The sequence below is a fragment of the Actinotalea sp. genome (assembly GCF_041597215.1).
Classification (GTDB): Bacteria; Actinomycetota; Actinomycetes; order Actinomycetales; family Cellulomonadaceae; genus Actinotalea.
The window spans coordinates 1-11,408 of the sequence record NZ_JBFHHB010000095.1 but is presented as its reverse complement, the minus strand read 5'-3'; the positions used below and the strand labels follow the sequence as shown (position 1 = coordinate 11,408).

Sequence of the window (11,408 nt, the reverse complement as noted above, 5' to 3'; positions counted from 1 at the left end):
GCCGAGCGGCACCACCGGCTGCAGTCCGAGCACGCCGGCCTGGTCCGGCGGATCGAGGGACGGACGAGCTCGATCGCACGGGTCTTCGACACCGTCTGCGAGGTCCTGCTCGAGACCGGTCATCTGGAGTCCACCTCGGACGGTGAGCTGGAGGTGACCGAGGCCGGGCAGACCCTGCGGCGCCTGTACGCCGAGAACGACCTGCTCGTCGCCGAGTGCCTGCGCGCGGGGTCCTGGGACGGTCTGGACCCGGCCGGGATGGCGGCCGTCGTCGCCGCCGTGGTCTTCGAGGCGAGGCGCGAGGAGCCGGAGCACTCCCCGGCGGTGCCGGGTGGGCCGAACGGGAGGCTCGGCCGCGCGCTCGACGCGACGGTGCGCGTGTGGTCGCGGCTGGACGACCTCGAGCAGGAGCGCGGATTGAGCGCCACCAGGCGGCTGGACACCGGTCTGGTCGAGCCCGTGCACCGGTGGGCGTCCGGACGCGGGCTGGCGGGCGTCCTGAGCGGTACCGACCTCGCAGCCGGGGACTTCGTGCGATGGTGCAAGCAGGTGATCGACCTGCTCGACCAGGTGGCGACGGCAGCGACCTCCCCTCGCACGAGGTCGACGGCGCGGGCGGCGGTCGACCAGGTCCGGCGCGGGGTGGTGGCGTACAGCTCCGTCTAGCACGGCGGACCCGACGGGCCGTGATCGTTCCCGTGCGCTACGTTGCCCCGATGGGCTCCACCCTGTACCGCAACGGCGTCGTGCACTCCAGGACCGATCCGTTCGCCGAGGCCGTCCTGGTGGTCGACGGGCAGGTCGCCTGGTTGGGCGCGGAGTCGACGATCCACACGGTCGTCGACGGGGCGGACGAGGTCGTGGACGTCGACGGGGCACTGATCGCCCCTGCCTTCGTCGACGCGCACACCCACCTGGTCCCGGTGGGCCGCGCGGAGCTCGCCGCCGGGCGCTCAGCCCCCGGGACGGACCACGTCGGCGCCGAGAGGTGGGACCTCGCCGGGTCGGACGCGATGCACGAGGTCTACGCGGCGGCACTGTACGCCGCGGCATCGGCGGGGATCGTCGCGGTGCACGAGCAGAGCAACCCAGAGGACGACGACCGCGCGGGCCTCGCGGCCGTCATCGCCGGGACGTCCGGCGAGTCCTGCGGCTGGCCCGCCGTGCTGGGCTACCGCGCCGAGCGCTGCGAGACGGTCGACGACGCGCGGGCGATCCTCGGCGACGTCCCCGGACTCGTCGGGCTGGGAGCGCTGCACCTGGACGGCGAGCTCGTCGACCGGACGGCAGCGCTGCGGTTCGACTACGCCGACGCCGCGGGCTCCAAGGGTGAGCTCCTGCTCGGCGCCGAGCAGGTGGCCAACCACACGGCCGCTGCGACCCGCGCCGGCGTCCAGGCAGGCTTCCACGTCGTCGGCGACCGTGCCCTGCACGAGGCGCTGCTGGGCATCCAGGTGGCAGCAGAGATCGAGGGAATGGGTGCCGTGCGTGGCGTGGGCCACCGCCTCGAGCACGCCCCGATGACCGACGCCTCGGCCCTGGCCAGCATGATCCTGCTCGGGCTGTCCGTCGTGGCCCAGCCCCATCGGGCCCTGGAGGGGTCCGGCCCCGGCGGATGGCAGTCGCAGCGCCTCGGGGCGATGCGGGCGGAGGCCCTGGTGCCGCTGGCGGACCTGGCCGGTGCCGGCGTCCCGCTCGCGCTCGGCTCGGCGAGCCCCGAGTCCGCCTTCGACCCCTGGGGCGCCGTGCGGGCGGCCGTGCTGCACACCGACCCGGGCCAGCGGGTCTCGGCCCGGGCCGCCTTCCGCGCGCACACCCGGGGCGGGTGGCGAGCGGCCCACCTCGACGGGACGGGTGCCGGGGAGATCCGCCTCGGGGCCCCTGCCCACCTCGCCATCTGGCGTGCCGAGAGCCTCGTCGTGCAGGCCCCCGACGGTCGGCTCGCGGCCTGGAGCACCGATCCGCGCGCGGGTACGCCCCTCCTCCCGGAGCTCGGCCACGACATACCCCGCCCGGTGTGCGTCCGCACGCTCCGCGCCGGGAAGGTGATCTTCGACACCCTCGGGTGAATGCGGTCCGACACGCCGAGCGACACGCCGCCAGGTGGAGGTATCCGAAGAGATTCGTTGCGATCCTCTGACCTGCACACATGGTCCTGACCTGCGGTTTCACCTCCTTGACGCGAAACGCAGACCCGATAGGTTGCTTGCTGTCCCTTCCCGCCGCGAGCTGAGTGCAGCCCCTCGGCCGCGGCAGGGCGAAGGGCTCCGGCTTGACCCGTGCGTTCAGTAGACAACGGACTTCGGTCCGGACCGAAGGACGCACGGGTCGGTCGGCCGGACCTCCCTCCCGCAGCCCGTACGCTGAGTCAGTGGTATTCGCAGCGCCCCGCCGGGGGACCTCGATCCTCCAGGCCGTGGCCGGGGGAGTGCTCTGCGACGCCGCCTTCCCGGGTCTCGGCTGGTGGCCGGCAGCCTTTCTCGCGATCGCGCTGCTGGTCCTTGCGATGGGGCGCGACAGCGCGTGGTGGAACACCCTTGTCGGGTTCGTCTTCGGGCTGGCGTTCTTCCTCCCGCACCTGACGTGGGCAGAGCTCGCTGTCGGCCCGGTGCCGTGGTGGGCCCTCTCGGTGGCCCAGGCCGGGTCGATCGCGCTGTTCGGCGCGGCGTGGACCTGGGCGCGGCGCGGCCTGGTGATCTGGCGACGCGCGCGGTGGCAGGTCCCGGCTGCGGCGGTGCTGTGGGTGGGCCTGGAGGAGGCCCGCTCCGTGCTTCCCTTCGGCGGGTTCCCGTGGGGGCGCCTGGCGTTCTCCCAGGCGGACTCCCCGCTTGCTCGCTACGCCTGGCTCGGCGGCGCGCCCCTCGTCTCGCTCCTCGTCGTCGTCGTCGGCGTGCTCCTCGCCGTCGCCCTGCGACGGCTGCGGACCCTCGACATCGGCTCGGCGAGCGCCGCCGTCGTGCTCGGCATGCTCACCGTCGGTGGCGGCTGGCTCGTCCCGCTGGACGCGGCCGCCCAGACGGGGACCCTCGAGGTCGCCGCCGTCCAGGGAGACGTCCCGGACCTCGGTCTCGACTCCTTCGACCAGGCGCGCCAGGTGCTGGAGAACCATGTCCTGGGCACCTACGCCCTGCTGGACACCGTCGCGCCGGGTGACCTCGACCTGGTGCTCTGGCCGGAGAACGGCGCCGACTACGACCCGCGTACGGATGCGGAGACGGGCGACGCGGTCGCCGGGGTGGCACAGGCCCTGGCGGCCCCGTTGCTGCTCGGCACCCTGGAGTACCCCTCGACCGGCGGCCGGCTGAACATCTCGCTGCTGTGGGACCCCGAGCAGGGGCCGCTGTTCAGCTACGCGAAGCAGCACCCGGCGCCGTTCGCCGAGTACATCCCGATGCGAGAGATCGCCCGGCTCTTCTCCTCCGACGTCGACCGGGTGCGCACGGACATGATCGCCGGCACGGAGGTCGGCCTCGTCCCGGTCGACGTGCCGCGACTGGGCCGCACGGTCGGCATCGGCGACGTCATCTGCTTCGAGGTCGCCTACGACGACATCGTCCGCGACGCCGTCGCCGCGGGGGGTGAGGTGCTCGTCGTCCAGACGAACAACGCGACCTTCGGGCGGACGGACGAGTCGACGCAGCAGCTGGCCATGTCCCGGCTGCGCGCCATCGAGCACGGACGAGCGACGGTGCAGATCTCGACCGTCGGCGTCAGCGCCGTGATCAGCCCGAACGGTGTGGTGACGCAGAGCACCCGGCTGTTCACCGCCGACCAGATGATCGCCTCCCTTCCCCTGCGCACCGAGCTGACGCCCGCGACACGTTTCGGAGACCTGTTCTCCTGGGCGCTGCGCGGACTGGCCGTGCTCATCCCGATCGCCGGCGCGGCCGGAGCCGCGAAGGTCCGTCGACCCCAGAGAGAGGTGCCCGGTGGCCGCTGACGTCCCACGCACACTCGTCGTCGTCCCCACCTACAACGAGGCCCGCACGGTGCCGGGCACGCTCGCCCGGCTGCGTGCGGCCGTGCCCGAGGCCGATGTCCTCGTGGTCGACGACGGAAGCCCGGACGGCACCGGCGAGGTCGTGGAGGAGCTGGCGGCGCAGGATCGTGCGGTGCACGTCCTGCACCGCAGCGGGAAGCAGGGCCTCGGCTCCGCCTACCTCGCGGGCTTCCGCTGGGCGCTGGACCGCGACTACGCGGTCGTGGTGGAGATGGACGCGGACGGCTCCCACCAGCCGGAGCAGCTGCCCTCGCTCCTCGCCGCCCTCGACCCCTCCTCGGGAGGTCCCGCCGACCTCGTTCTCGGCTCCAGATGGGTGCGCGGCGGTCGCGTGCAGAACTGGCCGCTGCACCGCGAGGTCCTGTCTCGGGGGGCGAACCTCTTCACCCGTCTCGCCACGGGGATCCCGTTGAACGACGCCACGGGCGGCTTCCGGGCGTACCGCGCCTCGGCCCTGCGGGCGGTCGACCTGGCCGGGGTGGCCTCGCAGGGGTACTGCTTCCAGATCGACATGGCGCTCCGGGTGCACGACGCCGGGGGAGTGGTCCGCGAGGTCCCCGTCCTGTTCGTCGACCGGGTGGAGGGCGAGTCGAAGATGAGCAACGACATCGTCGCCGAGGCGCTGCGCCGGGTGACGCTGTGGGGCTTCCAGCGCAGGGGCGCTCAGCTCGCGGCACTGCTACGCACGACGACGGCCGCCGCCCGAAGGCGACGGCCGTCCTAGCCCGATCCTCGACCGGAGCTACGCCGAGCGGCGCAGCTTCCCGGCCCGGAGCAGCTCGAGACGCTCGGTGAGGAGCTCCTCGAGCTCGACCACCGTACGGCGCTCGAGCAGCATGTCCCAGTGCGTCCTGGGCGGCTTGCCCGCCTTGGCCTCCGGCTTGCTGGCGTCCCGGAGGATCGCCTCCTCGCCGCATCGGCACTCCCAGGTCACCGGGACGTCGGCCTCGGCGGCAAAGGGCAGGACGATCGTGTGCCCGTTGGGGCAGTCGTACCGTGCCTCGAGTCGGGGCGCCAGCTCGACGCCGACGTCACTCTCCAGGCTGTTCGCACCGATGCGCATCCCGCGCAGTGAGCGGTCTGCCATGGCGACACCTCCGTTCCGGCCGTGGGGCGGTCGCGCACCCCGTCCAGCATTGCTCGTCAGCACAACGCCCCGCCGGGGGGCGATGTTCCGCACCGGTCGTGAAGGTCCGGTGAACGTCCGGGGGAGCCGGAGCCGTCGAGCGGGCCGTGAGGGGTTCAGGACTGCTGGTCGAACACCTGTTCGAGTGCCTCGACGACCAAGGCGTGGTCCTGCGCCTGCGGGAGTCCCGAGACGGTGACCGTGCCGACCTGCCCGACGCCGTGGACCGTGAGGGGGAACGCGCCGCCGTGCGCCGCGTACTCCTGCTCGCTGAGACTGTACTTCACCGGGAAGGTCGTCCCTTCGGCGAGGGCCCGCAGGCCCATGAGGTACGACGGAGCGCCGAAGCGTTCGACGACGCGCACCTTGCGTTCGACCCAGGTGTCGTTGTCGGGCGTCGTGCCGGCCATCGCGGCGTGGAACAGCTGGTGCGCGCCACGGCGGATGTCCACGACGATCGGCAGGGCGCGCTCATGGGCGAGCTCCACGAGGAGGCAGCCCAGCGACCAGGCGTCGTCGTTGTCGAAGTGCCTGAGGACGAGTCGTTGCTGCTGTGCGGTGATCTCCGCGATGAGCCTGTCGAGCTCCTGCCGGTCCTGTGCCATGGTGCCGTCCTCCTCGGGTCGCTGGCGAGCCTGCCACAGGTGCCGGGCCCGGCGCCCGCGACGTCCAGGATCCGCGCTTCGCCGATAATGGACATTATGTCAGTTCCCGCTCGGGCACCGGGTCGTGCGCCCCGTAGGCTGGGGGCATGTCGACCACCCCGCCTCCCCCCGACGGCACGCACCCGGAGGACGAGGCCCCCGCCACGCGCAGCGCCCTCGACGATCGTTGGTGGTGGTCGGCCGTGCTGTGGATGGTGGTCGGCGTCGGAGTGATCGCCTACCAGTCCGGACCGATCCGGACCGGAACGGCCATCGGGCTGACCTGGGTGCTGGTCGCCATCGGCGCCCTCGTCGCCGCTCGCGGTGCCCTGATGCTCTGGCGGGCCTGGCGCGCGCAGCAGGCTGCCGGTGCCGAGCCGGACGGCAACGGACCCGTCTAGGTGTACCGGGCCGGTGAGGTCCACTCGACGCCCACGGTGGTGACGGGCGGCTCAGCCCCCCTGAGGGACATCTGACGTGTCGTCGACGTCCTCGGCGCGTGCCGCGTCGGCGATGTCCTCCTCCGGGCGCGGCGGTACGGTCTCGTCCACCTCGAGATGAGGGACCTCGACCTCGGCGCCGATGTGGCCGTGCGGGTCGGGGTGGATCGGCGGCTGCTGAGTGGTCATGGCTACCTCCGCCGCCGACGCTACCCCCACGTCCGGCGATCTGCGCACCGACCGGTCGCCGGCCCCGCAGGACGCTCGCGCGGCGCTGCTCGTCCCCTGGTCCGCGCCTCGCGCCGGGCACGGACCAGGAGACGGGGGGCACGGACCAGGAGACGGCGGTCAGGAGACGATGAGGACCAGGTCCCCGCCCTCCAGCTGCTGCACACCGCCGATCGCTACCCTGCGCACGACTCCGGCGACGGGAGTGGTGATCGACGCCTCCATCTTCATCGCCTCGATCGTGGCGACCGTCTGGCCGGCCTCGACGCGCTGCCCCTCCTGGACGATCGGGCTCACGGCACCGGCGAACGGAGCGGCGATCTGGCCGGGAGTGCCCGGGTCGGCCTTCTCTGCGCTCACCTGGTCGACCTCGATGGACCGGTCGCGCACCTGGAGCGGCCGCAGCTGACCGTTGAGGGTGAACATGACCGTGCGCATCCCGCGCGGATCGGCCTCCCCCACGCCCTCGACGCCGAGCAGCAGGCCGACGCCAGGGCCGAGCTGGACGGAGACCTCGGTATTGGTGGGCATCCCGTACAGGTAGGTGATCGTGTCGAGCACGCTCACGTCGCCGAACTGCGCCCTGACCTGCTCGAGCTCCTTGGTCGGCCCGGGGAAGAGCAGGTGGTTGAGCCGATCGCGCCGGGTCGCCGAGTCCGCCGCCAGGTCGAGCCGGTCCTGGGCGGAGAGCGGGACGGTGCGCCGCGTGCTCGTGCGTCCCTCCAGCGCCTTGCTGCGGAAGGGCTCCGGCCAGCCTCCTGGCGGGGTGCCGAGCTCGCCGCCGAGGAAGCCGATCACGGAGTCGGGGATGTCGAAGTCCTGCGGGTCCGCGGCGAAGGCCGCGGGGTCCGCTCCCGTGGCCACCAGGTGCAGGGCGAGGTCTCCCACGACCTTGCTCGACGGCGTGACCTTCACCAGTCGGCCCAGCAGCCGGTCGGCGGCGGCGTACATCGCCTCGATCTGCTCGAACCGGTCACCGAGGCCGAGGGCGATCGCCTGCTGACGCAGGTTCGAGAGCTGACCGCCGGGGATCTCGTGGTCGTAGACACGGCCCGTGGGACCCGGGAGCCCCGACTCGAAGGGACGGTAGACGCTGCGCACGGCCTCCCAGTACGGCTCGAGGTCGCAGACCGCGCGCAGGCTCAGCCCGGTGTCCCGCTCGGTGTGCTCGAGCGCGGCGACCAGCGCCGACATCGACGGCTGGCTCGTCGTCCCGGCCATCGTGGCGCTGGCGGTGTCGACCGCGTCCACCCCGGCGTCGGACGCTGCCAGCAGGGTCGCCATCTGACCGCCGGCGGTGTCGTGCGTGTGCAGGTGCACCGGGAGGTCGAAACGCTCGCGCAGGGCTGTGACGAGGGTCCTGGCGGCCGCCGGCCGGAGCAGCCCGGCCATGTCCTTGATCGCCAGGACGTGGGCACCGGCCTCGACGATCGTCTCCGCGAGACGCAGGTAGTAGTCGAGGGTGTACAGGTCCTCCCCCGGGTCGGTGAGGTTGCCCGTGTAGCACAGGGCGACCTCGGCCACCGCACTCCCGGTCTCCCGCACCGCGTCGATCGCAGGACGCATCTGGTCGACGTCGTTGAGGGCGTCGAAGATCCGGAAGATGTCGATCCCGGTGCTCGCCGCCTCCTGGACGAAGGCGTGCGTCACCTCGGTCGGGTACGGCGTGTAGCCCACCGTGTTGCGGCCACGGAGCAGCATCTGGATCGCCACGTTCGGCAGTGCCTCACGCATCGCGGCCAGGCGGACCCACGGGTCCTCCCCCAGGAACCGCAGCGCGACGTCGTAGGTCGCCCCGCCCCAGGCCTCGACGCTCAGCAGCTCGGGGGTCATCCGCGCGACGTACGGCGCTGCCGTGACCAGGTCGTAGGTGCGCACCCGCGTGGCGAGAAGCGACTGGTGCGCATCGCGGAAGGTCGTGTCGGTGACGCCGAGCGCGGTCTGCTCCCGCAGCGCCGTCGCGAACCCGACGGGCCCGAGCTCCAGGAGCCGCTGCCGGCTGCCCGCGGGTGCCTCGGCTGCCAGGTCGACGGCGGGCGTCTTGAGCCGCGGGTCGATGATCCCGGCGCGCGAGCCGTGCGGACGGTTGACGGTGACGTCTCCGACGTAGGCGAGGAGCTTGGTGCCGCGGTCTGCGCTCTCCTTGGCGGCGAGCAGCTCGGGTCGCTCCTCGATGAAGGCCGTCGAGACCTCGCCCGCGACGAACGACGGGTCGTCCAGGACGCCCCTGAGGAACGGGATGTTGGTGCGGATCCCACGGATCCGGAACTCGGCGAGCGCGCGGCGGGCACGGCTCACCGCGGTCGGGAAGTCGTGACCACGGCAGGTCAGCTTGACCAGCATCGAGTCGAAGTGGCCGCTGATCTCCGCGCCGGCCGTCGCGGTGGCCCCGTCCAGGCGCACCCCGGCGCCACCCGGGGACCGGTAGGCCACGACCCGCCCGGTGTCCGGGCGGAACCCGTTGGCCGGGTCCTCTGTCGTGATCCGGCACTGCAGCGCCGAGCCGTTGACGCGGATCGTCTCCTGGCGGATCCCGAGCTCCGCGAGCGTCGCTCCCGCTGCGATCCGCATCTGGGAGGACACGAGATCGATGTCGGTGACCTCCTCGGTCACCGTGTGCTCGACCTGGATGCGCGGGTTCATCTCGATGAAGACGTGCTGCCCCGCCCGCTCCCCCGCGGTGTCGACGAGGAACTCGACGGTCCCGGCGTTGACATAACCGATGCTCCGCGCGAAGGCGACGGCGTCACGGCACAAGGCGTCGCGCAGGTCGGGGTCGAGGTTCGGCGCGGGCGCGATCTCGATCACCTTCTGGTGGCGCCGCTGCACCGAGCAGTCACGCTCGAAGAGGTGGACGACGTCACCCGTCGCGTCGGCGAGGATCTGCACCTCGATGTGCCGCGGGCGCAGGACCGCCTGCTCGAGGTAGACCGTGGGGTTCCCGAACGCTCCCCCGGCCTCACGCATCGCTGCGGCGAGGGCGTCGGGGAGGTCGGCCTCGGTCTCCACGCGTCGCATCCCGCGACCGCCGCCGCCGGCGACCGCCTTGACGAACAGCGGGAAGCCGATGCCGGCCGCCGCCGCGATCAGCGTGGCGGCGTCGTCGGACGGGTCGGTGGAGGCGAGCACCGGCAGCCCCGCTGCCTTGGCGGCGCGGATCGCCTGGACCTTGTCGCCTGCGAGCTCGAGCACCTCCGGCGGCGGACCGATGAACGTGAGGCCCGCATCGGCGCAGGCCCTGGCGAGGTCGGGGTTCTCCGAGAGGAAGCCGTAGCCGGGGTAGATCGCGTCGGCGCCTGCCTCACGGGCGACCCGGAGGATCTCGTCGATGTCGAGGTAGGCCTTGACGGGGTGACCGGCCTCGCCGATCGGGTAGGCCTCGTCCGCCTTCAGGCGGTGCTCGGAGTTCCGGTCCTCGTAGGGGTACACGGCGATGGTCCGCGCACCGAGCTCGAACGCCGCACGGAATGCACGGACGGCGATCTCAGCACGGTTGGCAACGAGAACCTTGGAGAACACGACTCACCTCATCCACGACCGGGGAAACCACACCGTAGTGGCAAAGACCCCCCGGAGGCCTGTTGTCCGGGGGGCGGGACGTCGGGGCCTCAGCCCGCCGAGCGGGCTCGTCGACGGGCCGAGAGCTCGTCGACCTGATCGGCACCGGCGGTGCCCTCGTCCTCGGCGCGGACGGTCGGCAACGAGGCGAGGCTGCCCTCGACCTCCCGCCAGACGCGTCCGACGGCGATCCCGAAGACCCCCTGGCCACCCTGGACCAGGTCGATGACCTCGTCGGGCGAGGTGCACTCGTAGACGCTCGCGCCGTCGCTCATCAGGGTGATCTGCGCGAGGTCCTCGACCCCGCGCTCGCGCAGGTGCAGCACGGCCGTCCGGATCTGCTGCAGCGAGACGCCGGTGTCCAGGAGTCGCTTGACGACCTTGAGCACGAGGATGTCCCGGAAGCTGTAGAGCCGCTGCGTACCGGAGCCGGTCGCGGGCCGGATGCTCGGCTCGACGAGTCCGGTGCGCGCCCAGTAGTCGAGCTGGCGGTAGGTGATCCCCGCGGCGCGGCAGGCCGTGGGCCCCCGGTAGCCGGAGTCGGTGTCCAGGTCGGGGAGCTCGTCCCCGAAGAGCAGGCCCTGGGCTCGTTGAGGTACCCCTGCCGGCCGTGCCGCCGTGTCACCGGTGCTGGTCACGCCTGCTCCCTTCGGTCCCGCTGCGTCGCCCGTCCGCAACCCGGAAGGAACACCCTCAAACTAGGGGTGCTCCCCAGGCGGGTCAACGACCGACGCCCCAGGTGACGTCGGCGTGTCGCGCCGTCGTGTCTCAGGTTCCGCTTGAAGGTGAGGAACCCGTCCCGACGACCGTCGTCTCCCCCAGTATGCGCCCTGGGGGCTGCGAGGTCAGGCGGTCGGCCTCAGGGCTCGCCGGGACCGGTCTCAGCGTCGTGCTCCTCCCCGGGATCACCGCCGAAGTCCTCGGGCGAGACGGTGTCGAGGAAGACCCGGAACCGGGCGACCTCGTCCGCCGGCGTCTCGCCCTCGACCGGGAGCGACGCCGCCTCGAGCACGTCGGGTGCGCACATGACCGGGCAGCCGATGCGGACCGCCAGGGCGATCGCGTCGGAGGCGCGCGCGTCGACCCGGCTCCCGCCGTCGAGCACGACAGCGGCATGGAAGACGCCGTCCGTGAGCTCCGTGACCTCCACCTGGGTGACCACTCCCCCACAGGCGGCCAGCACTGCGACGAGGAGGTCGTGCGTCATCGGCCGCGGCGCCTGGATGCCCGCATGGCCCACGGCGATCGCAGAACCCTCGCTCGGGCCGACCACGATGGGCAGGAGTCGACGACCGACGAGGTCCAGCAGCAGGACCACGACCTCGTCCTGCTCACCCTGCCGTCGCACACCGAGCACGTCGAGCTCGACAAGGGAGGTGTCCATGCGACCAACGTACGACTCCTCGGCGGGC

General features: G+C 72.4%; 10 protein-coding genes and 1 pseudogene. 5 read left to right on the top strand and 6 right to left on the bottom strand.

Translation table 11 applies throughout. The features are described 5' to 3' along the window. The 4 genes and pseudogenes from ABWK99_RS08525 to ABWK99_RS08510 form a co-directional block, all read left to right on the top strand. A pseudogene (locus tag ABWK99_RS08525) lies at positions 1 to 666 on the top strand (RNA helicase); the annotation flags it as partial. A gap of 50 nt (positions 667 to 716) precedes the next feature. Further along, positions 717 to 2,069, top strand: coding sequence for an amidohydrolase family protein (locus ABWK99_RS08520; protein ID WP_372594272.1), 1,353 nt, complete (start codon positions 717 to 719; stop codon positions 2,067 to 2,069). 302 nt (positions 2,070 to 2,371) lie between these two features. Then, positions 2,372 to 3,940, top strand: coding sequence for an apolipoprotein N-acyltransferase (lnt, locus tag ABWK99_RS08515; RefSeq protein ID WP_372594271.1), 1,569 nt, complete (start codon positions 2,372 to 2,374; stop codon positions 3,938 to 3,940). Beyond that, positions 3,930 to 4,724 carry a polyprenol monophosphomannose synthase gene (locus ABWK99_RS08510; RefSeq protein WP_372594270.1) on the top strand — a complete coding sequence of 265 codons (795 nt, stop codon included), beginning with the start codon at positions 3,930 to 3,932 and terminating at the stop codon, positions 4,722 to 4,724. The genes lnt and ABWK99_RS08510 overlap by 11 nt, the downstream gene beginning before the upstream one ends. An 18-nt stretch (positions 4,725 to 4,742) precedes the next feature. Here ABWK99_RS08510 and ABWK99_RS08505 read toward each other — a convergent pair whose 3' ends face one another. Beyond that, the gene (locus ABWK99_RS08505; protein ID WP_372594269.1) at positions 4,743 to 5,087 is read right to left on the bottom strand and encodes an RNA polymerase-binding protein RbpA; all 345 of its coding nucleotides are present in this window, start codon (positions 5,085 to 5,087) and stop codon (positions 4,743 to 4,745) included. 155 nt (positions 5,088 to 5,242) lie between these two features. After that, on the bottom strand, positions 5,243 to 5,731 hold the full coding sequence (locus ABWK99_RS08500) for a heme-degrading domain-containing protein (RefSeq protein ID WP_372594268.1): 489 nt from the start codon (positions 5,729 to 5,731) through the stop codon (positions 5,243 to 5,245). 146 nt (positions 5,732 to 5,877) lie between these two features. On the opposite strand from ABWK99_RS08500, the gene ABWK99_RS08495 reads away from it, so the two are divergent. Further along, positions 5,878 to 6,171 (top strand): hypothetical protein, encoded by a 294-nt coding sequence (locus ABWK99_RS08495; protein WP_372594267.1) that lies wholly within the window; start codon positions 5,878 to 5,880, stop codon positions 6,169 to 6,171. Positions 6,172 to 6,222: 51 nt separating this feature from the next. Here ABWK99_RS08495 and ABWK99_RS08490 read toward each other — a convergent pair whose 3' ends face one another. The 4 genes from ABWK99_RS08490 to ABWK99_RS08475 all read right to left on the bottom strand — a co-directional run bounded on the left by ABWK99_RS08490 (position 6,223) and on the right by ABWK99_RS08475 (position 11,380). Beyond that, on the bottom strand, positions 6,223 to 6,399 hold the full coding sequence (locus tag ABWK99_RS08490) for a hypothetical protein (protein ID WP_372594266.1): 177 nt from the start codon (positions 6,397 to 6,399) through the stop codon (positions 6,223 to 6,225). Between the two features lie 159 nt (positions 6,400 to 6,558). Beyond that, positions 6,559 to 9,957 (bottom strand): pyruvate carboxylase, encoded by a 3,399-nt coding sequence (locus tag ABWK99_RS08485; protein ID WP_372594265.1) that lies wholly within the window; start codon positions 9,955 to 9,957, stop codon positions 6,559 to 6,561. Positions 9,958 to 10,046: 89 nt separating this feature from the next. Beyond that, positions 10,047 to 10,634, bottom strand: a complete 588-nt coding sequence (locus ABWK99_RS08480; RefSeq protein WP_372594264.1) for a MerR family transcriptional regulator — start codon at positions 10,632 to 10,634, stop codon at positions 10,047 to 10,049. A 221-nt stretch (positions 10,635 to 10,855) separates the two neighbouring features. After that, a complete protein-coding gene (locus ABWK99_RS08475) occupies positions 10,856 to 11,380 on the bottom strand; it encodes a bifunctional nuclease family protein (RefSeq protein WP_372594263.1) in 525 nt (174 codons plus the stop codon). Positions 11,381 to 11,408 lie beyond the last annotated feature (28 nt).